General features: G+C 39.4%; 17 protein-coding genes and 1 pseudogene. 15 read left to right on the top strand and 3 right to left on the bottom strand.

The window, feature by feature from the left end:
• Positions 1–67: 67 nt before the first annotated feature.
• On the top strand, positions 68–2,776 hold the full coding sequence (topA, locus tag CWB76_RS00230) for a type I DNA topoisomerase (RefSeq protein ID WP_138604865.1): 2,709 nt from the start codon (positions 68–70) through the stop codon (positions 2,774–2,776).
• A 162-nt stretch (positions 2,777–2,938) separates the two neighbouring features.
• Here topA and CWB76_RS00225 read toward each other — a convergent pair whose 3' ends face one another.
• Positions 2,939–3,181, bottom strand: a complete 243-nt coding sequence (locus CWB76_RS00225; protein WP_138604864.1) for a hypothetical protein — start codon at positions 3,179–3,181, stop codon at positions 2,939–2,941.
• A gap of 243 nt (positions 3,182–3,424) precedes the next feature.
• Here CWB76_RS00225 and CWB76_RS00220 point away from each other — a divergent pair, with 243 nt between their 5' ends.
• Positions 3,425–3,979 (top strand): TIGR00645 family protein, encoded by a 555-nt coding sequence (locus CWB76_RS00220; RefSeq protein ID WP_138604863.1) that lies wholly within the window; start codon positions 3,425–3,427, stop codon positions 3,977–3,979.
• Between the two features lie 58 nt (positions 3,980–4,037).
• Here the strand turns inward: CWB76_RS00220 and CWB76_RS00215 are convergent, their stop codons facing one another.
• Entirely contained in the window at positions 4,038–5,684 is a 1,647-nt protein-coding gene (locus CWB76_RS00215; protein WP_138604862.1) for an alpha-glucosidase family protein, read from the bottom strand.
• Between the two features lie 648 nt (positions 5,685–6,332).
• On the opposite strand from CWB76_RS00215, the gene CWB76_RS00210 reads away from it, so the two are divergent.
• From CWB76_RS00210 to CWB76_RS00185, 6 genes are all read left to right on the top strand, one after another.
• Positions 6,333–9,128, top strand: a complete 2,796-nt coding sequence (locus CWB76_RS00210) for a TonB-dependent receptor (protein ID WP_138604861.1) — start codon at positions 6,333–6,335, stop codon at positions 9,126–9,128.
• Between the two features lie 100 nt (positions 9,129–9,228).
• The gene (locus CWB76_RS00205) at positions 9,229–10,722 is read left to right on the top strand and encodes a tryptophan halogenase family protein (protein WP_138604860.1); all 1,494 of its coding nucleotides are present in this window, start codon (positions 9,229–9,231) and stop codon (positions 10,720–10,722) included.
• A gap of 138 nt (positions 10,723–10,860) precedes the next feature.
• Positions 10,861–12,720 (top strand): alpha-amylase family protein, encoded by a 1,860-nt coding sequence (locus CWB76_RS00200; RefSeq protein WP_138604859.1) that lies wholly within the window; start codon positions 10,861–10,863, stop codon positions 12,718–12,720.
• Positions 12,710–14,200 carry an MFS transporter gene (locus CWB76_RS00195; protein WP_138604858.1) on the top strand — a complete coding sequence of 497 codons (1,491 nt, stop codon included), beginning with the start codon at positions 12,710–12,712 and terminating at the stop codon, positions 14,198–14,200. The genes CWB76_RS00200 and CWB76_RS00195 overlap by 11 nt, the downstream gene beginning before the upstream one ends.
• Before the next feature lie 36 nt (positions 14,201–14,236).
• Positions 14,237–16,639, top strand: coding sequence for a glycoside hydrolase family 15 protein (locus CWB76_RS00190; RefSeq protein ID WP_138604857.1), 2,403 nt, complete (start codon positions 14,237–14,239; stop codon positions 16,637–16,639).
• Positions 16,640–16,709: 70 nt separating this feature from the next.
• On the top strand, positions 16,710–18,422 hold the full coding sequence (locus CWB76_RS00185) for an alpha-amylase family glycosyl hydrolase (RefSeq protein ID WP_138604856.1): 1,713 nt from the start codon (positions 16,710–16,712) through the stop codon (positions 18,420–18,422).
• A gap of 174 nt (positions 18,423–18,596) precedes the next feature.
• Here CWB76_RS00185 and CWB76_RS00180 read toward each other — a convergent pair.
• Positions 18,597–19,520 (bottom strand): annotated as a pseudogene (locus CWB76_RS00180) (integron integrase).
• A 251-nt stretch (positions 19,521–19,771) separates the two neighbouring features.
• Between CWB76_RS00180 and CWB76_RS00175 the strand changes: the two are divergent.
• From CWB76_RS00175 to CWB76_RS00145, 7 genes are all read left to right on the top strand, one after another.
• Positions 19,772–20,902, top strand: a complete 1,131-nt coding sequence (locus tag CWB76_RS00175) for a hypothetical protein (RefSeq protein WP_138604855.1) — start codon at positions 19,772–19,774, stop codon at positions 20,900–20,902.
• A gap of 297 nt (positions 20,903–21,199) precedes the next feature.
• The gene (locus tag CWB76_RS00170; RefSeq protein WP_138604854.1) at positions 21,200–21,616 is read left to right on the top strand and encodes a hypothetical protein; all 417 of its coding nucleotides are present in this window, start codon (positions 21,200–21,202) and stop codon (positions 21,614–21,616) included.
• Positions 21,617–21,832: 216 nt separating this feature from the next.
• On the top strand, positions 21,833–22,177 hold the full coding sequence (locus CWB76_RS00165) for a DUF6508 domain-containing protein (protein WP_138604853.1): 345 nt from the start codon (positions 21,833–21,835) through the stop codon (positions 22,175–22,177).
• A 70-nt stretch (positions 22,178–22,247) separates the two neighbouring features.
• Positions 22,248–22,640 carry a hypothetical protein gene (locus tag CWB76_RS00160; protein ID WP_138604852.1) on the top strand — a complete coding sequence of 131 codons (393 nt, stop codon included), beginning with the start codon at positions 22,248–22,250 and terminating at the stop codon, positions 22,638–22,640.
• A gap of 160 nt (positions 22,641–22,800) precedes the next feature.
• A complete protein-coding gene (gene yidC, locus CWB76_RS00155; RefSeq protein ID WP_138604851.1) occupies positions 22,801–23,451 on the top strand; it encodes a membrane protein insertase YidC in 651 nt (216 codons plus the stop codon).
• 27 nt (positions 23,452–23,478) lie between these two features.
• Positions 23,479–23,904 (top strand): GNAT family N-acetyltransferase, encoded by a 426-nt coding sequence (locus tag CWB76_RS00150; protein WP_138604850.1) that lies wholly within the window; start codon positions 23,479–23,481, stop codon positions 23,902–23,904.
• Between the two features lie 109 nt (positions 23,905–24,013).
• A complete protein-coding gene (locus tag CWB76_RS00145; RefSeq protein WP_138604849.1) occupies positions 24,014–24,253 on the top strand; it encodes a DUF3955 domain-containing protein in 240 nt (79 codons plus the stop codon).
• The last annotated feature ends 7 nt before the right edge of the window (positions 24,254–24,260 follow it).

Raw genomic sequence — 24,260 nt, 5'->3', positions numbered from 1 at the left:
CTATAAATATTCGCGCCGCATGAGTCGGCTAAACACATTTAAAAAACTAGGTTAGAAATAGGCAACTATGGGCAAATCGCTAGTAATTGTAGAGTCACCTGCTAAGGCTAAAACAATTAATAAATACTTAGGTAATGATTTTATCGTGAAGTCCAGTATTGGGCACGTACGAGATTTACCTACATCAGGATCAGGCAAAAACAAAGTACCAGCAAGCAAGACACCTGCTGAGGTTCGTAAAATGCCACCTGATGAGAAAGCAGCGTATAAACAGCAACGTGACTATTCTAACTTAGTCGCGCGTATGGGCATTGATCCTGAAAAAGGGTGGGAGCCACATTACGAAGTATTACCGGGTAAAGAAAAGGTTGTTCAAGAATTACAAAAGCTTGCCCAAAATGCTGATCAAATCTATCTCGCAACGGATTTGGATAGAGAAGGGGAAGCAATTGCTTGGCATCTTCAAGAAATCATTGGTGGCGAACCTGAAAAGTATAAACGCGTTGTGTTTAACGAAATCACTAAAAATGCAATACAACAAGCGTTTGAAACTCCGGGTGAATTGAACACCGATATGGTTTTTGCACAGCAGACTCGTCGTTTCCTAGACCGCGTTGTTGGTTTTATGGTCTCGCCTTTATTGTGGGCTAAAGTTGCACGAGGTTTGTCTGCAGGACGAGTTCAATCTGTTGCAGTGCGTTTATTGGTAGAACGCGAACGTGAAATTAAAGCATTTATTCCTGAAGAGTTTTGGGATATTCATGCAGACGTTAAAAATAGCGAGTCTGACTTACGTTTAGAAGTCACTAAACAAGCAGACAAGCCATTTAAGCCTGTAAATGAAGCACAAGCTACAGCAGCAGTTAAAAGCCTTGAGAATGCCGAATACAAAGTTGTAAGCGTTGAAGAAAAACCAAGTAAGAGTCGCCCAAGTGCGCCATTTATTACTTCAACCATGCAACAAGCCGCCAGTACTCGACTCGGTTATGGCGTTAAAAAGACCATGATGCTTGCGCAGCGCCTATATGAAGGTGGTTACATTACTTATATGCGTACCGATTCAACTAATCTATCAAAAGATGCGGTTGAGATGTGTCGTGAGTATGTAACCAATGAGTTTGGTGCAAAATATTTACCTGCTGATCCAATTAACTATAGCTCAAAAGGCAATGCACAAGAGGCGCACGAAGCGATTCGTCCTTCTAGCGTATCGGTACTTTCAGGGCATGTTGAAGGTGTTGATGCCGATGCTAAAAAGCTTTATGAGCTTATCTGGCGTCAGTTCGTGGCTTGTCAAATGGTGCCTGCTGAATACGACTTAACCACATTAACCGTTGCCGCCAATGATTTCACATTAAAGGCAAAAGGCCGTGTGCTTCGCTTTGACGGTTGGACAAAAGTACAGCCAGCAGTGCGTAAAAAGAACGAAGAAGATCAATCACTTCCTGCTGTTAAGCAAGGTGAAGTTCTCACCTTAGTTGAGCTTGATCCTAAGCAGCATTTTACCAAGCCGCCAGCACGTTTTAGTGAAGCGAGCTTAGTTAAAGAACTTGAAAAACGTGGCATTGGCCGTCCTTCAACTTACGCGTCTATTATTTCGACAATACAAGATCGTGGTTATGTACGAGTTGAAAATCGTCGCTTTTTTGCTGAAAAAATGGGTGAAATTGTTACCGATCGCCTAGTTGAAAACTTTACAGATTTAATGAACTTTGACTTTACCGCTAAAATGGAAGGTCGTTTAGATGATATCGCCGAAGGCGAGCGTGTTTGGACGCAAGTTCTTGATAAGTTTTATGCCGATTTTTCAACCCAGTTAAACATTGCTAAAGGCGAACCAGATGAAGGCGGCATGCGTCTTAATCAAATGGTAGAAACCGATATTGACTGTCCAACCTGTGGCAGAAAAATGGGCATTCGTACTGCTTCAACAGGCGTATTCTTAGGCTGTACAGGTTATAACCTGCCACCTAAAGAGCGCTGTACTACCACTATGAATTTAGTGTCGGGTGATGAAGCGGTTGCAGCTGATGTTGAAGACGTTGAAACAGAAACATTAATGCAAATGAAGCGCTGTCCAATTTGTGAAACAGCGATGGATTCATACCTTATCGATGAAACCCGTAAATTGCATGTGTGTGGTAATAACCCAGCATGTCAGGGGCATGTTGTTGAAGAGGGTACCTTTAAAATTAAAGGCTACGACGGCCCTATTATCGAATGTGATAAATGTGGCGCTGATATGGAATTAAAATCAGGTCGATTTGGTAAGTATTTTGGTTGTAACAACGATGAATGTAAAAACACACGCAAGTTGTTAAAAAATGGCGAAGCTGCGCCACCAAAAGAAGATCCAGTTCATATCCCTGAATTAGAATGTGAAAAGTCTGAAGCCTATTTTGTATTACGTGATGGCGCGGCCGGTATTTTCTTAGCAGCAAATACGTTCCCTAAATCACGAGAAACACGTGCACCTAAAGTAGAAGAGTTACAACGCTTTAGAGATCGTATTTCGCCTAAGTTTTACTACCTAGCTGATGCACCAGCCAAAGATCCTGATGGCAACCTTGCTGTTGTGCGTTACAGTCGTAAAAACAAAGTTCAATATGTGATGACTGAGGTTGATGGTAAAGCCACTGGTTGGACGGCTCATTACGAGGGTGGTAAATGGGTAGAAGAGGCTAAGAAAAAAGCTGCGCCTAAAAAGAAAGCTGCAGCTAAAAAAACACCAGCTAAAAGTAAAGCTAAAGCCAAACCAAAAAAAGACGATGAATAATTTATTATTCATCGCTTGAATAATAAAAACCGGAACGCACAGCCTGTGACAGTTCCGGTTTTTTTTGCATTATCAAACCTATCGCAATGGCATTTTTAACCTGATTTTTTATTTTACAGAGTTAAAATGTAACCAATTTAGGTTTAACCGCTCAATTATTCATTAAATCTTAACAGCAGTGACTTTGTTATAGCCTTCAGATGTTAGCTCATCATTCACACACTTTAAAACATAGTTATAAATTGCTTCATCGCTTACGTCGTCTTCTTTAGCCCAGCTAATACACATTTCTGTGAACTCTTGAATCGTTTCGGCTGAAGCGTCTGTAGTATCGCTTGCAACTGCATTTGCAGCTGATAAAACGAAAAATGGTGCAACGATTAACGCGAGTAATGCTTTATTCATTTTTTTATTCCTAAAAATGGAGTAACAATCGAATTATGCATTCAAATAATGTCTGCATAAAACAAGTGTAACCAAGCCAGAACATCTCTGTTGGTAAACTGATTTTTAATCACAATTCACACAAAGGAAAACGAAATATTTTTATCGTCAGGATAAGTATATTGTGTACCTATCTTTTATTTTAAGTGATTGTGTTACAGCTAGATTTGAGCTAATGTCGCGTTTTAATTTTTAGGTGCCCTTATGTCAGAGCCACACACAAATAATACAAATAAAAAAATACATCCTGTTCATAAAGTAGAGCATGCGCTTGAGTCGTTTATATTTAAAGGACGCTGGTTACTCGCTCCATTTTTTGTAGGCTTATTATTTGCTGTGGTTTTATTACTTATAAAGTTTTTTAAACAGCTATATTTGATGGGGATAGCGACGTTTACTGCTAGTAATCAAGAGTTGTTGGTTGGTATATTAACGTTAGTTGATACTGCTTTGTTAGCAGGTTTGCTGTTGATTATTATTTTTAGCGGCTACGAAAACTTTGTCTCTAAGCTTAATATCGAGAATCATGAAGACCGCCCAGTATGGATGGGTAAGGTCGGGTTTTCTGGTTTAAAAATGAAGCTGATCAGTGCAATAGTGGCCATTTCAGCCGTTGAGCTGTTAAAGGTCTTTATAAGTTCTGCGTCTCATTCTAATGATGAACTACTCTGGAAAGTGCTGATCCACGTAACGTTTGTGGTATCAGGTGTACTATTTGCTTTTACTGATTATTTAAATAGTAAAACAATTAACCACTAAAAATTTGTTATAAAAAACCCGAGCAATGCTCGGGTTTTTTACGTATAAATGCTAACAATTAACTGCAGCGGGCGTAGTAGCAGCCAAAAGGTTCAATAGTTAGTGTTGCATTGTTAAGCTGTGCATTGTGATGAGAAAGCGTGTTATGCTCTTTTTCAACAACAATATCAATAGCAATAGCAAGCTCTGCTTTTGCCCCGCTTAAATTGAATACACACAACATCTTTTCTTCGTTTAATGTGCGGTAAAACGCCAAAATTGGCTCGGCGGTTTGTATAAACTCAATATCACCTTCAAGCAGTACCGGCTGGTCTTTACGCCAGGCCATAAATTCACGGTACGCATTTAATATTGAGTTTGCATCATTCTCTTGTTCAGCAACTGCTTGTAGCCTGTGTTGTTGATCAACAGGTAACCACGGTTTTACCTCACTAAATCCTGCATTGTGTGCATTGCTTTGTGAGTTATCTAGGTTCTCCCAAGGCATTGGGGTACGACAGCCATCACGACCTTTAAAGTTTGGCCAAAAAGTTATGCCGTATGGGTCTTGTAAATCTTCAAAAGCGACGCTGGCTTCACCGAGTCCGAGTTCTTCACCTTGATACATACATACGCTGCCACGAAGTGAAGCGAGTAGGGCAGTCAACATTTTACATTGCGCTGGGTTTACCTCTCCCGTTTCACTCCAACGGCTAGCAACACGTTCTACGTCATGGTTGCTAAATGCCCAGCAAGGCCAGCCTTCAGTCATGCGTTGCTCAAGTGTAGTAACGGTGTTTCTTATATACTCGCTCGAGTAATCATCCGTTAATAACTCAAAGCTGTAACCCATGTGCAGTTTATCGCCACCTTGGGTGTATTCTGCCATTGTGGCTAATGAATCTTCAGATGAAATTTCACCCAGTGATACGGTACCAGGGTACTTGTTGAGTAAAGTACGAATATCACGCATAAACTCTATGTTTTCAGGCTGGGTATTATTGTAGTAATGGTACTGAAATGCATACGGATTATCTTCGCTAAAGCCACGGCCTTGACGTTTTTCTTTTGGTTTAGCTGGGTTATCACGAAGCAAAGCGTCATGGTAGCAAAAGTTAATTGCGTCTAACCTAAAGCCATCCACGCCTTTTTTAAGCCAGAATTCAACATTATCGAGTACAGCTTGACGAACATCAGGGTTATGAAAGTTAAGATCAGGCTGTTCAGTAAAAAAGTTATGCAAGTAGTATTGTCCACGACGCGGCTCCCATTGCCATGCACCACCACCAAAAATAGACAACCAATTATTAGGTGCTGTGCCATCTTCTTTAGCATCGGCCCATACATACCAGTCGGCTTTGTCGTTAGTTAAGTCTTCACGGCTATCAATAAACCATTGATGTTGATCTGAGGTGTGGCTTAGCACTTGGTCAATAATAATTTTAATGTCGCGTTGATGTGCTTGTGCAATTAACTCATCAAAATCAGCTAAATTACCAAAAAGCGGGTCAATATCACGGTAGTCACTAATATCATAACCAAAATCTTTCATAGGCGATTTAAAGAAAGGTGAGATCCAAATAGCATCTACCTCTAAGCTTTTAATGTAATCAATACGATTTATTATTCCTTTTAAATCACCAATGCCATCGTTGTTGCTATCTTGAAAGCTACGCGGATAAACCTGATAAATAACCGCACCTTTATACCATTGCTTTTGGGCCATGCTTTTCTCCGTTTTCACACTGTCTTTGTGTTGTTCTTTTTTAGAGGTAATAATCCTCGTTTATTTGAAAAAGCATACTTGAAGCCTGTCATGCTGTAAAAATCCTGCATACGTATGCACCTATTTCAAGGCATTAAAACAAGATGTACAAATCATTAAGGCAAGCGTTTTGGGTCGTTGATTATTCTTATTTTACTTTACCAATTCTAATATTGAGTTGTTAATTTATTGTTTGCGCCATGTAGGTGCGTAAAAACAAAGGTGTGCACTGAGTTGGTGTTTTTTAGTATTGGTCTTACCAATTTAATTTGAATAGATAGTGTGTTTAATAATAAATTAAAAAATAAAATCACTTTGTTGTCGTTTTATGAATGGCTTATTTCATAAAAAAATAAATACAGGTTAACGTCAAGCTCATAAAGTATAATTGCACCAAAATAATCCATTGCAAAACAGTTGCTTACATGTTTGGTTGTAAATTTAATGTTAACTTTGGCTGTGTAATGCTATTTTGAATACGTATGCATAAAGTTGTTAATAAAATAATACGAGCGTTAATATTCATCCTGACAACAAAATAAGCTCGCATGTTTAACTATCACTTAAACAAGTAAGCGGGTATCACATTATGGGTAACGGGAAAACATTATGGCTATGTTCAAACCAAGTATATTAACGCTAGCATTAACTGCTGCCGGACTATCAAGCTTTGCCACCACCGCGGCACAAGAAGAAACAATAAAAAATGATGATGTAGAAATCATCGAAGTAAAAGGTTTTCGCGGTAGTGTTGTTGAATCAATTAATACTAAGCGTTTTTCAACACAGGTTGTTGAGTCAATTTCTGCAGAAGACATTGGTAAACTTCCAGACTCATCTATTGCAGAGTCAATCGCACGTTTACCAGGTTTAACAGCCCAGCGTCTTGATGGTCGTGCTAGCCGTGTAAGTGTTCGTGGTTTTAGCGAAAACGAAAGCGCAACAACATTTAATGGCCGTGAGCAGGTATCTATTGGTGACAACCGTGGTGTTGAGTTTGACCTTTACCCATCAGAAATAATGAGCGGTGTTACTGTTTATAAAACGCCAAGTGCTAGCATTGAAGCTGAAGGTATTGCTGGTGTTATCGACATGCAAACGGTAAAGCCTTTAAGTAAAGGTGAACAAGTGATCATGTTTAATGGTCAGTATGAGCAAACTAGCTTTGATAAACTAAACCCGGATGGCGATGACAAAGGCTTTCGTGGCACCGTTTCATACATAGACCAGTTTGCAGATGACACTATAGGTGTAGCATTTGCTTACAACACAATGAGTTCTCCAAACCAAGAAAAACGCTGGAATTCTTGGGGTTACCCTGAGTTTACAGGGAATGATGGCCAAAACTATTCAATTTTAGGCGGCGCTAAACCTTTCGTACGCTCATCAACACTTGAACGTGATTCAGCGATGCTAGTAGTGGAAGCTGCACCAAATGATCGTTTAAACATGACGTTTGATGCGCTATATGTAGATTTTAATGATGAAAAAATCTTACGTGGTATTGAAGTTCCTTTCGCCTGGGGTCAAGGTAGCATCGACCCAAATAGTGTTACTGTAGATGAACAGTCTGGCTTTATTACCAGTGCAGTCACTGAAGGGCAACGCGTTGTTGTACGAAATGACTACGAAGAGCGAAAAGCAGAGCTCACACAATTTGGTTTTAATGCAAAATACGATATTAACGATGATTGGTCAGTTGAGTTTGATGCAAGCCGCTCAAAAGTAGATCGTACTATTTGGAGTATTGAAAGTTATTCAGGTACTGGCCGTGGCGATGCAAACGGTATTGCTGATAACATAGGGTATGCATTTGATGGTGGAAATACGGGTGCACAGTTTACTCATGAGCTTGATTACAGCGACTACGACTTAATTCAGTTAGGTGGCCCGTTATCTTGGGGTGGCAGTGCTGCGTTAAATAACAAGTACGGCTTAAATGACACGGCTTATCAAAATACCGCACAAGATGGCTTTATTAATGCACCAGAGATTAGCGATGAGCTTTCAACGCTTAAGTTAGCGGCCAGTAAAGTACTTGAAAACGAATACTTTAGCCGTATTAATTTTGGTTTATCTTACCGCGACCGTGAGAAAGTAAAACAGTCTGAAGGCTATTTCATGACTTTAAAAGATTTCTCTTTAGATAATCCAGGCATGGTATCAGTACCAGAGCAATACCGTTTAGGTTCGGCAAGTTTAGACTTTATTGGCATGGGTGACATGATTGCTTATGACACTAACGGCCTAGTAAATGATGGTTATTACGATCTACTGCAAGAAAGCTTAACGGATCAAAAACACTTAACCCGTTCGTGGACAGTTCAAGAAGAAGTTACCGCTGCATTTATTCAAGCAGACATTAACGCTGAAATTGGTGGCATACCGGTAACAGGTAATGTAGGTATACGTTATGTACGCACTGAGCAGTCATCACAAGGCTTTGAGGCATCAAATATTAATGGTTTAGTTGTTGCATCACCTACTGATATTAGCCACGACTATTCAAATGTATTACCAAGCTTAAACTTATCTTTTGCAATTGACCAAGAGCAAACAATTCGTTTTGGTGCGGCTAAAACAATTTCTCGTGCTCGCCTTGATGAAATGCATGCATCGATTGAAACAAGTTACAACAGCGAAAAGCCAGACGAAAATGGTAACTACTGGTCTATTTCTGGTGGTAATGCAGAGCTTGAACCAAAAGAAGCAACAGGCTTTGATTTAACATACGAAAACTACTTTGATGCAGAAGGTTACTTTTCAGCAGCGTTATTTTATAAAGACATTGACCAATGGATTTTTGATGAGCGTTACGATGTTGATGTAACAGGTAAAGAAGACCCTGCAACCGGCGAGTTGCCTCCAGCAGACAGAAATACAGCTACTCGTTCAAGTAAAGTGAATGGTGGCGACGGAAGTTTATGGGGCTATGAGCTTTCATTATCATTCCCGTTCAGTGTATTACATGAGTCGTTAGAAGGTTTTGGTTTAATTGCGAGCCACACTAGCGTTGAGCAAGACTTGCAAGATCAAAACGGAAACGATTACGAACTACCAGGTTTGTCAGATAAAATTGATAGCCTAACTGTATACTTCGAACGCAATGGTTTCCAAGCACGTACCAGTATGCGTAAACGTAGTGATTTTAAAGGTGATATCTACGGTTCAGGTTTTGCAACACAACAAGTTGATATACTTGGCGAGACTATTTGGGATGCGCAAGTAGGCTATGACTTTGCTGACTCTGGTATTGCTGGTTTTGAGAACTTATCAATGACGTTCCAAATTCAAAACATTACCGAAGAAGCGTTTACATCATTGCAGGGCGATAATGCGCTGCAAGTGCGTGACTACCAAGATTATGGCCGTACTTACTTACTCGGTGTAAGCTACAAGCTATAATAAGTTTTGTATTAAGAAGCCCTTGTAATTAGTTTTACAAGGGCTTTTTTATAGCTACTTTACCTAAGTTTTATCAACCTTTATGAACATGAGCAATAATATGAAACCAATAAAGCATGTCGTCATTGCAGGCGGTGGAACAGCCGGTTGGATAACCGCAGCACTACTTAATAAAGTGTTAGGTAAAGTAATTAACATTACCCTTATTGAATCAAGTAGCATTGGTACTATAGGCGTTGGTGAAGCGACCATTCCGCCTATTATTGGGCTTAATAATGCGCTCGGTATTAATGAGCAAGATTTTATAAATGTCACCAATGCGTCTATTAAACTGGGTATAGAGTTCGAAAATTGGAAAACACCAGGGCATAGCTACATGCATGCATTTGGCTCGTTTGGTAAAGATTTTCCCTTTTGTGACTTTTATAATTTTTGGGTAAAAGGACACATTAATGGCAGCGAGGATTCTTTATGGGATTTTTCTCTTAACTATCAAGCCGCTAAACAGCACAAATTTACGCTACTAAATACTATTCCTAATACTCAATTACCAGGACTTAGTTATGCTTTTCATTTTGACGCCACTTTATATGCTGAATATTTAAAAAATCTTGCATTATCACGCGGCGTTAAACACATTGATGCAAAAATAGAACGTGTTGAGCAATGCCCAGACACAGGTAATATCACCAACTTAACACTTGACGATAATAGCCAAATCCAAGGCGATTTATTTATAGATTGTACTGGCCAGCGCGCACTTTTAATTGAGCAAACTCTTAATACGGGGTTTGTTGATTGGTCACATTATTTACCTTGCGATAGTGCTGTTGCAGTGCAATCAACAGGCAGTAACGAATTAAAGCCCTATACGCGCTCCATAGCACATGCCGCAGGCTGGCAGTGGCAAATTCCGCTACAAAATCGAACAGGTAATGGCTTAGTGTATTGCAGCCGTTATTTATCGGATGAGTCAGCAACCGCGCTTTTATTAAATAACTTACCGGGTGAGCCAACAACAAGCCCACGTTTAATTAAATTTAAAACAGGTCGTCGTTTAAAGCAGTGGCATAAAAATGTAGTCGCAGTAGGGCTCTCTAGTGGATTTTTAGAGCCCTTAGAGTCTACTAGTATTCACTTAATACAAAGTGCGGTCACACGTTTAATCAAGTTGTTTCCTCATAATGGGGTTAGTGATGCGTTAGTAACTGAATTTAATAAGCAAAGCACCAGTGAAATCGAGCATATTCGTGACTTCATTATTGTGCACTATAAATTAACTGAGCGAGAAGACACCCCATTTTGGCGTCAATGTAAGCAAATGGAAACTCCTCAATCGTTAGCGCATAAAATGGATTTATTTAAACAAACGGGCAAAGTAGTGCGCGAAAACGACGAGTTATTTGCAGAAGTAGCTTGGCAGCAAGTATTTATAGGTCAAGGCCTAATACCAAATGACTATAACAGTATTGTTGATTCATTAAGCAATGAACAACTAACTGATTTATTCGCAACGTTAAAAACTCTAATAAATTCAACGGTAGATAAATTACCTACTCATAAAGAGTTTTTAGCTAAGTTAAAAACAAACTAAGTAGCGTGACATGGTGTTTTGGTTGCGGGTTAATTGTCACTGAATATGGCTGTGAATACGTATGCAGCAACTGTAACCAAGCCTTACTTAGCTTTAGTATAAACCTATAACAACACTGAAATAAAAATGACACACACAATGAAAAAAAGATTTTACACGCCGTTGCTTATATGCAGCGCATTGCTGGTGCACGGTTGCAGTGATGACAAAGAGACAAAAACAGATTTGTTAGTTAAGCAAACAGACCCAGTTAAGCCAGTGGTATATCAAGTATTTACTCGTTTATTTGGTAACACCCAAACCGCTAATGTGCCATGGGGAACCAAAGAGCAAAATGGCGTTGGTAAGTTTGCTGATTTTAACGACGAGGCATTAAAAGGCATTAAAGAGCTAGGTACCACGCATGTGTGGTACACCGGCGTTTTGCATCATGCCTTGGTGGGTGATTACACTGAGTACGGTATAAAACAAGACGATCCTGATGTGGTAAAAGGGCGTGCAGGTTCGCCTTACGCAATAAAAGATTATTACGATGTAAACCCTGATTTGGCAATCAATGTTACCAATAGACTCGAAGAGTTCAGTGCCCTAATTGAGCGTACTCATGAGCATGACATGAAAGTAATTATTGATATTGTTCCTAATCATGTAGCACGAGATTATCACTCAATCGCTAAGCCTAACGGCGTGAAAGACTTTGGTGAGGACGATGATACCAGCAAGGCATATGCTAAAAATAATAATTTTTACTATGTACCGGGTGAATCATTTAAAGTACCAACAAGCGACAGTTACCAAGTGTTAGGTGGCAACAAACACCCTTTAGCCGATGGTCAATTTAATGAAATCCCAGCAAAATGGACTGGCAATGGTGCACGTGCTCCAAAGCCTGATATAAACGACTGGTACGAAACAGTAAAAGTTAACTACGGTGTTAAACCCGATGGCAGCCTAGACTTTCCAACTTTACCTAAGTCGCTTGAAAACCAAGATTACCGTGCACATTATGAATTTTGGCAAGATAAAGAACTGCCAAATAGTTGGTATAAATTTAGGAATATTGCCCTTTATTGGCTTGATAAAGGGGTTGATGGCTTTCGCTATGATATGGCTGAAATGGTACCCGTTGAATTTTGGAGCTTTTTAAATTCATCAATAAAAACACATAAACCTGATGCGTTTCTACTCGCCGAAGTATATAACCCGTTGATGTACCGTACCTATATTCACCAAGGTAAAATGGATTACTTGTATGACAAAGTCGGTTTTTACGACACCCTAAAAGGGATTATGCAAGGCAAGCAAGCCGCTAATACGCTATTTAAAGCACAAGCTGAAGTGGCAGACATTGAGCAGCACATGCTGCACTTTTTAGAAAACCATGACGAACAACGTATCGCAAGTCCTGACTTTGCTGGCAACGCAGCATGGGGTAAACCGGCTATGGTGGTTTCTAACTTAATTAGTCGTTCGCCAACCTTGCTTTATTTTGGTCAAGACGTAGGTGAAGATGGATCTGAAAACGCAGGCTTTGGTTCGCCTACACGCACTAGTATTTTTGATTACATTGGCGTACCAGCGCACCAAGCATGGATGAATAATGGCAAGTTTGATGGCGCAAATTTAACTCCTGAGCAAGCACAGTTACGTCAATACTATATCGCAATTATGGCACTTAATGGCTTACCTGCTCTTGTTGCCGGTGATATGGCACCCTTGATGGTAACAGGCAGTGATAGAGTGGTGGGTTTTGTACGCACCCTAGGGCAGCAATCATTATGGGTGCTGAGCAACTTTAGCCAGCAAGCGCAAACAGTCACTATTACGCTCACGCCAAATCAAGCAACAATGCTCAAACCAAACTCCACGCTATACGACCTACTAGAGTCGCATAACGGTATTTTGGTGAGCGATGATAAACAAAGTACAACCTTTACGCTGACCCTTGATGCACTCAGTAGTGCCGTTTTAACAAATAAGGCTGATCATGAATTATAATAACAAACCAACCTTAAGCTTTTGGCAAATATGGAATATGTGCTTTGGCTTTTTAGGCATTCAATTTGGCTTTGCACTGCAAAACGGTAACGTAAGCCGAATTTTTCAAACACTTGGCGCTAATGTCGACGATATTCCTATTTTATGGGTTGCAGCGCCACTCACCGGCTTAATTGTGCAACCAATTATTGGTTATTGGAGTGATAAAACTTGGGGCAAATTAGGCCGCCGTCGTCCTTTCTTTTTATACGGCGCTATATTAACCACGTTATCGCTTTTTATTATGCCAAATTCTCCTACGCTTTGGATTGCTGCGGGTATGCTGTGGATTATGGATGCCTCAATTAACGTTACCATGGAACCGTTTCGTGCATTAGTAGGCGACAACTTGCCAAACAAGCAGCGCGCCACAGGCTATGCCATGCAAAGCTTTTTTATTGGTGTGGGAGCGGTGGTTGCATCAGCACTCCCTTGGATGATGACCAACTGGTTTGATATTGCTAATACTGCACCGATTGGTCAAATTCCTGATTCTGTAAAGTATTCGTTTTACTTTGGTGGGGTTATTTTATTTATTGCAGTTGGCTGGACTATTGTCACCACAAAAGAGTACTCACCCGAGCAGCTTGCACAATTTAATCAACAAGAATCACAAACAGCACAAACCAATATTACTAATAGCGTTAATTTTACCAAAGGCGGCGTTATTTTTAGCGGCTTAGGTTTGCTTGTTTTAGCCACAGTATTAGGGCTGGACCTGGAAAAAGAACTTTACTTGCTGGCTGCTGGGTTAGTTAGTTTTGGTGTTATTCAATTTATTGCAGCGGCATTAAAAGCTAAACAGCACACTAGCGGCGGTTTTTATAATGTAGTGAATGATGTATTCACTATGCCTGAGGCGATGAAGCAATTGGCATGGGTACAATTTTTTAGTTGGTTTGCGTTATTTGCTATGTGGATTTACAGCACCTCAGCGGTTACTAGCTTTCATTACGGTAGTACAGATACCAGCTCGTTAGCCTACAACAACGGTGCGGATTGGGTGGGTATATTATTCGCCGCTTACAACGGCTTTGCCGCGATTGCTGCTTTATGTATCCCGATCATCGTTAAACGCGTGGGATTAAAAGTAGCACATGCACTTAACCTTATTATAGGTGCGTTGGGCCTAGCGAGCTTTATGTTTATAAAAGATCCAAGTTTACTTATTTGGCCAATGATAGGCGTAGGCTTTGCGTGGGCGTCCATTTTATCACTGCCTTATGCAATGTTAAGTACTTCAGTACCGAGCCATAAAATGGGCGTTTACATGGGCATTTTCAACTTTTTCATTGTGATCCCACAATTATTAGCCGCCAGCGTACTGGGATTAATATTACGCCACTTTTTTGAAAACCAACCTATTTACGCATTAGTACTGGGCGCTGTGTCGTTTGTACTTGCAGCGGTTGCGGTATTGCGTGTTAAGCACACTCAGTAAAGTAACGAGTAAACTGAAATTAATTAAGGCTTTAAAATGAAAAAATTAAATACAATTACCACCAGTTTATTAATGCTTGGTTTAACAGCTTGTGGCGCGCAGCAAGAGCCATCAAACAGCGCTGTAATGCAGGTGTCGGCACCGGGAGCCCCTGGGGCAGATCCATTTTGGGCTTATGCAGGTAAAACCGGTATTGGCACATCTTTTGAGCAATATCAAAATGGCCATTACAGTGATGAGGCCCCTACAGGGGCGGTTTCAAAAGTATGGTTTTCAATTGCTAAAGGTATGATCACCGAAACAATGTTTGGGCTTATTCACCAAGCGCAAATTAAAGACATGCAATTTGTGGTAGTAGGAAAAGATTTTACAGTCACAGAAGCTGACGATTTAGACGTTACCATTGACTACTTATACAAAGACGATAAAGGCCGCCCGTTATCATTAGCTTACAAAGTAGTAAGCAAAGATAAGCAAGGCCGCTTTAGCCTCGAAAAACACATATTTACCGATCCTGATGGGCAAAGCTTATTTGTACGCAGTATTTTTAATACCGAGCTTGAAGGTGTTAAGGCATACGTAACCGTTAACCCGTATGTTGATAATAACGGCCTTGATGATTTTGCTAAAACTACAGAACAAGGGCTGCTGGCATGGCAAGACAACAGCTACCTTTCATTGCAAGGTGCGCAGCCATTTAAACAAACAAGTGTTGGTTTTACAGGTGTGAGCGATGGTTTAAGCGAGTTAAAAACAACTCAGCAGCTCACTCAGGTTTATAAAAATACCGGTGAACAATCGGGTAATGTTAGCCTACTTGCAGAGCTGGGTGAAATTGGTGAAAACAGCCAGTTCGATTTAACCCTAAGCTTTGGTAATAGCGAACAAACCAGCTTTAAACAAGGCCAAGCTACGTTAGCCACAGGTTACCAAGCGGTGCTTGATAATTACAACGGTAAAGGCGAAGCGCTTGGTTGGCAAGACTACCTGCAAAGCCTTGCACCGCTAAATAACATGAGCGAACAAACCGCAGATAACGGCAAGTTACTTTACACCAGTGCCATGGTACTTAAAGCGCAAGAAGATAAAACTCATGCAGGTGCGCTTATTGCGTCATTATCTAACCCATGGGGCGAAACCGTATCGGCTAAAACAGGCTCTACTGGTTACAAAGCGGTATGGGTGCGCGACTTTTATCAAGTTGCCATGGCGTTTATGGCCATGGGCGATAATGCAACCGCAAAAACCGCATTCGAATACCTTGAAAAAGTTCAAGTAAACAGCAAAACCCCTGGCAATAAAGGCGATACAGGGTGGTTTTTACAAAAAACACATGTTGATGGTGAACTAGAATGGGTAGGTGTACAGCTTGACCAAACAGCAATGCCACTCATGCTTGCATGGAAACTCCATCAGGCAGGTGTATTAAGTGATGCAGAGCTCACCGATTGGTATAGACGTATGTTAAAACCTGCGGCAGACTTTTTAGTTGACGGTGGCCGTGCAAACATTCTATGGAACGACACACAAATAACGCCGCCTGCCACTCAACAAGAACGTTGGGAAGAGCAAGAAGGGTATTCGCCATCAACCACCGCCGCGGTTGTTGCTGGTTTAATTACTGCAGCCGATATCGCTAAACTAGCAGGTGATGATGCCAATGCAACACGTTACCTAAATACAGCTAAGCGTTATAACAATGATATTGAAAAATTAATGTTTACAACGACTGGTAATTTACAGTCGAGCGCCTCTGATGGTGAATATTTTATTCGTATTGGCCAAGACAAAGACGCCAATTCAAATACTAAAATTAACGCTAATAATGGGCGTGAAGGCTTTAATAAAAAGCAAATTCTCGATGGTGGATTTTTAGAGCTCGTTCGCTATGGCGTACGTGATGCACTAGCGCCTAGCATAGTAAAAACATTGCCAGAATATGATGACGAAACCCTAACTGATAACCTACAAGTTAAATACAGCTTTGAGTTTACTGACGGCAGCGGCACTTTTGCAGGCTACCGCCGCTATGGTAACGACGGGTACGGTGAAGACGAGGTAACGGGTGCTAACTATGCGCAAGGTGGAAAAAACAGCCCAGGGCAGCGTGGGCGAGTTTGGCCATTTTTTACCGGTGAACGTGGTCATTACGAAATTGCCGCCGCAAATGCCAATAATAGTTTAGATGCAACAAAACAGCAGGCTATTAAAAATAGCTATGTAAAAGGGCTAGAGCAATTTGCTAACCAAGGGATGATGCTACCTGAGCAAGTATGGGATGGTGTAGGCATTAATAAAGCGGGTTACACGTTAGGCGAGGGTACTAACTCGGCCACACCATTGGCGTGGACACATGCGGAATACGTAAAGCTAGTGCGCTCACTAAGCGACAAGCAGGTATGGGATCATTACCCGGTGGTAACTAAAGCACTAAAATAACCGCAAACTAACTAACATAGCCGTAGTAAAATACGGCTATGTTATTTATTACAATAATAACGAGGCTGAAATGAAAACATTTACCTTGAGCGCATTAGCATTAGCAATCATGCTAACAGGCTGCCAAAGCGCACCATCATTAAATAACAAAACGAATAACACCGAAACATCGCCACTAAATACTGAACAACAAGCAAACCCTTGGTGGGAAAGCGCCATTTTTTACCAAATTTGGCCCCGCAGTTTTTACGACAGCGATGCTGATGGCCATGGTGATTTTAATGGTATGACCCAAAAGCTCCCGTATCTACAAGAGCTTGGCGTTAACGCGCTGTGGTTAACCCCAATGTTTGAAGCACCTTCTTATCATGGTTATGATTTTACTGAATTTTACCAAGTAGAAAACGACTACGGCAGCATGGCCGAGTTTGAAGCCTTTATAAAAGCTGCTGACGACAAAGGCATGAAAGTCATACTTGATTTAGTTATAAACCATATATCAAGTAACCATGAATGGTTTCAGCGTTCAGCAAATAATGAAGCCCCTTATGCAGATTACTTTATTTGGCGCGACGATATGCCAAAAGCCGGAAGAGGCTGGGGACATGCTTGGAGTAATAACGACCAACCCGACGCAGTATGGCATTGGAATGAAACACGTCAGCAGTATTACTATGGTGCGTTTGGAGCAAGCCAACCTGACTTGAACTTACGCCACCCTGATGTTGTTGCCGAAATGGAAAAAATGGCTAAGTTTTGGCTTGATAAAGGTGTTGCAGGGTTTAGATTAGACGCAGTACGTTTTGCAATGGAAGGTGGCGCAGATGCGCAAGCCGATACCGACGAAACCATTGCATATTGGCAGCACTTTAACCAATACGTAAAAAGCGTTGATCCAGAGGCGTATTTAGTGGGTGAAGCATGGGCTGACATTCCTGTTGCTGCAAAATACTTTGGCGAAGGTAAAGGCCTCGATCAAGGCTTTGATTTTGAAGTGGGCTATAAAATATTGGGCTTATTAAAACCCGATGCCAGTGGTGAAGCGCAATTTGGCACCATGCAGTCTAATCAACAAGTGAGTACAGTTGATGCCAATGTGCTTAAACAAAATTTACAACAGCGTATTGATTCAACTGCACCGCTTGATTTTTTTGCACCGTTTTTAACTAATCACGACCAAGAACGTGTGGCTTATCAACTTGCTGAACAAGACGATAAGGCAAAACTTGCCGCCGCCATGTTATTTAGCTCTCCTGGCACGCCGTATATTTATTACGGTGAAGAAATTGGCCTAACACAAGGTGGCACAGGTCACGATGTGTATAAACGCGCGCCAATGCAGTGGAATAACAGCAATCAAGCTGGCTTTACTCAAGCTCAAACAAGTTGGGTTGAGCAGGCTGAACTGTTTGGTGATAACTACACTCAGTGGTGGCCTGAATTTTTAGCACAGCAAATTAATGCTGCTGATCGCAATGTAAAAACGCAACAAGCACAATCTGATTCACTGTGGCGTTTATATCAGCACTTAATCGCACTAAAAAAACAGCGCCCAGAGCTGGGTATTAAAGGCAGTTATGAATTAACACAGCATAACAACGGCCTTGTTGAAATAACCCGTGAGTTAAACGGCAGTAAAAGTATGTTTGTGCTTAACTTAACCGCTAACCCGCAAAGCGTCAGCATCATCAAACGCGATGATTTAACGCCAAACTGGCAACACGACCTCAATGGCGAGCAACTCGCTGGCTATGGTTTGTTGTTACTTAATAACACACTATAAATAAAACACACACAAAAGGGGCTAACATACGTTAGCCCCTTTTGGTAAAAGTGCTTTTATTGCATTGCCCCCCAAGTTATAGCTCATTTTTAAAGCTTATTAGATTAGACAAAAGTCTTTTAAATTCATACTTTATAATATTTTACTTAGTGGGCTAATTACCCCGTTCGCGCCTTATTGTAAAACATGCGTATATATTTGCGTGGTGCGAACATCGCTATGGCCGAGTTGTTCTTGCACAGTGCGTATATCTGCACCAGATTCAAGTAAGTGGGTAGCGAACGAGTGCCGTAGTGTATGGCAGGTAACATTTTTTTGAATTTTTGCCAGCTTTGCTGCCTGTTAAATTGCTTTACGAACTGTTGTTTCATCAATATGGTGGCGACGCAGCTTTTTACTTTCTGGGTCCATGCTTAACTGGGCTGAAGGAAACAAATATTGCCAGCTCATTTCATAAGGAGCCGCTGGGTATTTTCTAGCTAATGCATTCGCAAGCCAGACACCGGCATAGTCTGTTGCTTGTTTATCTCGATGCCAGTAGTCATTTACCAAGTAACTTTGGCTGCGCAACAACGGCAGTAGTTCGAGTGCTAATGTTACTCTGCGGTTTTTATTGCCTTTGCCCTGCCAAATCATTAATGAGACATAGTCATAATCGACATCTTTTACCCGTAGCCTTACAGCTTCCATTAAACGTAGACCACTACCGTAAAGTATCTGAGCGATAAGTTTATACTTTGGATCCATTGCCAATAATAAACGCTGTATTTCTTCACGGGTCAGTACTACAGGTAATTTAGGTGACACGAGTGATTTATTAAAATTCATTTCAAGTGATAACGGTCGACTAATAATATGACGGTATAAAAATACCAAAGCATTTAAAGCCGTTGCCTGAGTTTTCATTGCAACATTACGCTGATTACTTAAATAAGATAAGAATTGCTCAACCTCCGACTCTGCCAATTGCGCCGGATGTTTTTTACCATGGTATAAAATGTAAAATTTTATCCAATATTGATAAGTGTCTATAGTACGCTTGGCATAACGACGCGTTATCATAAAGTCACGGATTGATTCTAAAAATATAGAAGCCATAATCTGCTCTAGCTGGCGCTGTATATACAAACAGTAGTTGTATTTAGTTTTTTTTCAACAACTCGCAGGATTATTTCTTGTATTTTACAACAACAAAAAAACAACAAATATAAATCCCTTGATTTACATTTAGATACAGAGTTAAACTTAAAGTATTAAAAAATCAAAGGATTTTATGTCTACAACTTGCGGGTTTAGATCCTTTGAATAAGCTGTTAGGCCTACAGAATAAATCGAGTTTATTTCAGACTATGACAACAAATAAAAGTATAAATTTAGCATTAAAACTAATTGGTTTTTCCTTATTAATGGGAGTGATTGTTTTTCCTTCTTGGTGGGATATTATAATTCAACCAGGTGGATTAAATAGAATTCTTTATGAGGCTGTTACAACCTTCCTTCTGTGGAACGTTATAGGTCTACTTGTAATTTATTTAGTTGTAATGAAAGTCAAAAAACTTGAAGAAAGTAACTCTGCGGCTTACATAGAAATACAAACATTATTATCTGGAAAACAAGCTGTAATTTTCTGGATAGGTTTATTAATAGTTGCGACTTTCAGATTGTGGAATGCTTCTATTTCCTACCAAAACTATGGTTTTGAAACAGTTACAGATAAAATAACCAAACAAATTGAAGCTTTAGAGAAGCTACAAGATAAAAATTTAGTAATCAAAGATGTTATTGAACCGATCTATATAAATAAAAATAAAGTACAGAATCTCTACTCCCAAATATCTCCCAAGCTCACTTTATCTGAAAAAAGCATAGGTAAAAAAAGTGCAAATTCTATTCAAGCTGAACTAGGTAGTGAAGGTATTGCGTCAATTGGTGGAAAAAGTGAAAGAAATGGCGAGGAAACTGAAAAGTATAAAAATAGAAAATTAACAATAAGTGAAGAACTCGTTACTTCGGTAAATCACCTAAATAAAAATGACAATTTGATAAAGTTAAAACCAATAGAAGTGGATAGTGAAGAGTTGACTCGTCTTAATGATGCACTAATCGTACTAAGTAAGCATGAAGTTCCATTTGATAAAGAAAAGGTAGGGCTTGTTAAAACTGAAATCACTAATTTAGCTATCAAAGATAAGCTACTAGAAACGTATAAAACTAATTCGTGGATATTATTATCTGGTTCAATAAAAATGGTATTTGATGATGTTAATCAAAAAATCACTGCTTCCTTTAATTATCTCCCTGAGCAAAACAACACTGTTGAGTTTAGCTGTAACATTCCAACTAAAGGTATTGAGCCAGAAGAGTTAAGCGTTTTGAAAACAGAAAGTCATTGGGACCTAAATGTTTTTGGTAAAATTATCCACAAAAATACAGACTCCTTCGTAAAATATAAAATCACTTGTCTAGCTATGTATCGATAGTAGGCTTAACAAGTCAATCAAAAGGACAAAAAACAGTTGGTTTTTGCTCCTTCGTCGCTTATTTTAACCAACTATTTTTTGCCTCTTAGTGAAGCGTTAAAGTGTAGTGGTCAACTAATTTTGGCCACAGCTTCAGAGTTTTTGTATCTAACCTCAGATTCATTTGGTGCTATACCGGCATTATAATGATGTGGTCTAGCGTTGTTGTAATATCCGTTGATATAATAACTCACACTATGTTTAGCCATCTAATATTGTACGCCGTTATTGCGGCTTTTTTATAGCACGGAGGTTGCTTTGAGATATTTAAGCATGTTGCTATTCGCACCTTTAATAATATTTCCGGCATTAGGCGTTGTATTTTTATTCGCTAGTATTTTCTCTGTACAACTAGGTGTCACCCAAAGTGGACTCTGGGAAGCTTACAAGATGATCAGTTTTTTTGGGGGGGTGATTGCATATATGGGTAATACAGTAATTGGTATTCCTATCATTTTCATTCTTGATAAACTTAACCGTTTAACTTATTTAAATATAATGGGATGTTTACTTTTTCTGGCCTTAGTCTTTGTTATAAAGGACGGTCGCTTATTTTCTTTTAATATTTTTTCACTCGATAGTGCAAAGTACTTATTGTGGAAGTACCTTAGCGTACTTTATTTTTCTATATGTGTTGCAACTATTGATTATCTTATGGTTAAAAATAAGCAATAGGAAGGCATGTTTCTGTCGTGCTTCTTAAATTTTTTTGATAAGTGTGATTGTTTGTGGATTGCATATTAGGTTTACTGTGTACATTGTTGGTTCAATAAAAATAAAGCTCACACCCATCTTAATTTTTTTGTGATGGATGTCATGTTAGAGTTTCTGGGTTTGAATTAAGCTAACACCGTATGTGAGTTATTATGTCTAGTGTTTCATGGAGGATGTATGTTTTCAAAAAGTGATGTGGAAAAACTTGAAAAAGACTATAGGCGGGCTAAGGAGGCGTTACCGGATATAGAATACTTAGGTGGTTATACTAAATATCCTGAAGTTATTTATAAATTTATGAATGCTCTATGTGCTCCTCCATGGTTTAAAATTGATTATGACCCACGTGAAGTAAAAAAGATCATGTCCAATATAGATATTGCTTCCCATGATAATTTACGTAATGTACTAACAAATGCGAATCGTATTGAACGTTTTGGTGATGGACAATGGGCTGTACTTTTAGAAGAAGATTTTTTTCCTTTAGTTATATCCCGTGCATACGTACTTACGAAAACCTAAAAAATAATTAACACAACTAAACAAGACACCCATCTTTAATTTTGTTTTTTAATTTAGGTAGTAAGTCGATATGCAAGATTTAGTATACAAATATGGACAAAGAGTTATTTCTTTTCTGATCGTTATTACATTGCTCGTTAATTGGGAAATGTTTTCAATTATAGGGGCGGTTGGATTGACGTTTGCAAATAACTTGCTAATAATTATATGGATTATTCTTTTATTTACCTCTGCCATAGGGTTATACCTAAAGACAAACTGGGGATTCTTATTCTTTTATCCTGGGGTATTACTGACAACAATTGGTTTCTCTATCCCTCTTATTCCTTTTGTTATTAGTGTTTTTGCATTTGAGTTGAGGCCTTGGATAATGATCGGCATAAACTCGATGCTTTTAATGTTTGCTTTATGGACACATTGGTTAAAGCATGTAATTAATAAACCACCAAAACAAGTACACTAGATTTAATAAAATATTTTTAGTTGCGCTGCAATCTTCATATGACTAAATATCAGAATCTAACCACAGTTAAATAGCAACCCATTTTCAGTTTAAAATAAACTGTTGACATAATATGTCGTGATGGTTATTTTTAATACATAATATTAAAAGGAAAACTAAAATGGAAATTTGGAATTTATTTACTGATTTTATTGTGCAATCAATCACCTTTTTTACCCAAGAAGTGGGCGTAAGCCAAGCTGTTGCAATTATTTTGTTTACCGTTATTGGACGATTAGTTTTAATGCCGATTAACCTTGTCGCTATGGCTAATATGGTTAGAAATAAAAAAGCAATTGCCGCACTAAAACCTGAGCTAGATAGCATAAAAAACAACTATAAAAACCAGCCCAGTGAAATCGCAAAATTAACTATGGCGCTGTATAAAAAGCACAATATTAAGTTTATCGATAAAAAAAGTGTGATTAATATGGCAAGCCAAGGGGTATTTGGCCTTGGAACTTTTCAGGCTTTGCAACAAATTGTATTTAATAGTAAGTTTGCTTGGATTGCCAGTATTGCAAAGCCTGATATTGCGCTTTCGTTACTAGTGGGGGCTATTACATATTTATCTATAATGATGATGCCAGGTAGCGCAGAGCAAACCAGCACCTTATTGTTCCTAATTCCCGCAATTATTTGTGTTGTTACTCTGGTTAACTTTCCTTCTGCAATTGGTTTGTACTGGGCTGCATCCAGTAGTATTAGCTTGTTGCAGTCATTATTAGTAAATAAATATTTTAAAAACCAGCAAGCACAACAAGTTTTGTAAAGGTCGCTAAACAAAGGAATGGCAATAATGAATATGTATTATCAGCCCACAGCCGATTTAATGGCTTCTGCACAGTTAACTTATACCAATATGCGTGGATATTATGAGCATTATGGTGTTGATTGGCAGCAACTTAAAATATGTGAGCAAATTTCAGACCTTGAAAATTGGGATGTTTTGTTAAATGGCGATGTAGTGGGTGCAATGCGCTTGGCTTTCGATGATGAGGGGTGCTATATACGTGACCTACAAGTAGATGCTGCGTTTCAAAATATGGGTATTGGTGCAGCAGCAATTAGTGAGTGTTCTCGTTTAGCTGTGCACAGAGGTGCTATGCAACTTAGGCTTCGGGTTTTTAAAATAAGCCCTGCGCACAAGCTTTACAAACGTTCAGGTTTCAGCATAGATAAAGAAGACGACAGGTTTTATTATATGTCTAAAAGCTTAGTTTAATGAGCGTGACTTTTATTTTAAAAATTAATGTTGCTCAGTCACTGTAGATTAATATTCGCTCATTCAAACTGCTATCCCGACAATTTAATAAAATAGTTATGGATAGATTATGCGCGTTTTTTCAAACAAAACAGCCACATTGAGTGTTTGCTTTTTATTGCTTGGCACGGGTTTTATGCTGATAGAAAACAGTGTGTATCAATATGTTGATCATAATGGTGTTCTACATGAAAGCGTGTTTATGCCCTTGAGCATACTGTGTTTTGCTTTGGGAGTTCTTTTTGTGGTTAGTTTGTTAGCCCGAAAAGTATTCGGGCTATTTAAAAGTGCTAGGGCAGGTGGGCATTAACCGCTGC

Source organism: Pseudoalteromonas sp. S1609, from assembly GCF_005887255.1.
GTDB lineage: Bacteria > Pseudomonadota > Gammaproteobacteria > Enterobacterales > Alteromonadaceae > Pseudoalteromonas.
The sequence above is the reverse complement of the archived record's forward strand: the minus strand, read 5'-3'. Positions and strand labels throughout refer to the sequence as shown.

Bases quoted from the DNA above. Each gene is read 5' to 3' on its own strand.
- CWB76_RS00160 (WP_138604852.1), top strand. From the start codon at position 22,248: ATGCAAGATTTAGTATACAAATATGGACAAAGAGTTATTTCTTTTCTG.
- CWB76_RS00175 (WP_138604855.1), top strand. From the start codon at position 19,772: ATGACAACAAATAAAAGTATAAATTTAGCATTAAAACTAATTGGTTTT.
- CWB76_RS00200 (WP_138604859.1), top strand. From the start codon at position 10,861: ATGAAAAAAAGATTTTACACGCCGTTGCTTATATGCAGCGCATTGCTG.
- CWB76_RS00195 (WP_138604858.1), top strand. From the start codon at position 12,710: ATGAATTATAATAACAAACCAACCTTAAGCTTTTGGCAAATATGGAAT.
- CWB76_RS00185 (WP_138604856.1), top strand. From the start codon at position 16,710: ATGAAAACATTTACCTTGAGCGCATTAGCATTAGCAATCATGCTAACA.
- CWB76_RS00220 (WP_138604863.1), top strand. From the start codon at position 3,425: ATGTCAGAGCCACACACAAATAATACAAATAAAAAAATACATCCTGTT.
- CWB76_RS00205 (WP_138604860.1), top strand. From the start codon at position 9,229: ATGAAACCAATAAAGCATGTCGTCATTGCAGGCGGTGGAACAGCCGGT.
- CWB76_RS00210 (WP_138604861.1), top strand. From the start codon at position 6,333: ATGGCTATGTTCAAACCAAGTATATTAACGCTAGCATTAACTGCTGCC.
- CWB76_RS00215 (WP_138604862.1), bottom strand. From the start codon at position 5,684: ATGGCCCAAAAGCAATGGTATAAAGGTGCGGTTATTTATCAGGTTTAT.
- topA (WP_138604865.1), top strand. From the start codon at position 68: ATGGGCAAATCGCTAGTAATTGTAGAGTCACCTGCTAAGGCTAAAACA.
- CWB76_RS00190 (WP_138604857.1), top strand. From the start codon at position 14,237: ATGAAAAAATTAAATACAATTACCACCAGTTTATTAATGCTTGGTTTA.
- CWB76_RS00145 (WP_138604849.1), top strand. From the start codon at position 24,014: ATGCGCGTTTTTTCAAACAAAACAGCCACATTGAGTGTTTGCTTTTTA.
- yidC (WP_138604851.1), top strand. From the start codon at position 22,801: ATGGAAATTTGGAATTTATTTACTGATTTTATTGTGCAATCAATCACC.
- CWB76_RS00165 (WP_138604853.1), top strand. From the start codon at position 21,833: ATGTTTTCAAAAAGTGATGTGGAAAAACTTGAAAAAGACTATAGGCGG.
- CWB76_RS00150 (WP_138604850.1), top strand. From the start codon at position 23,479: ATGAATATGTATTATCAGCCCACAGCCGATTTAATGGCTTCTGCACAG.
- CWB76_RS00225 (WP_138604864.1), bottom strand. From the start codon at position 3,181: ATGAATAAAGCATTACTCGCGTTAATCGTTGCACCATTTTTCGTTTTA.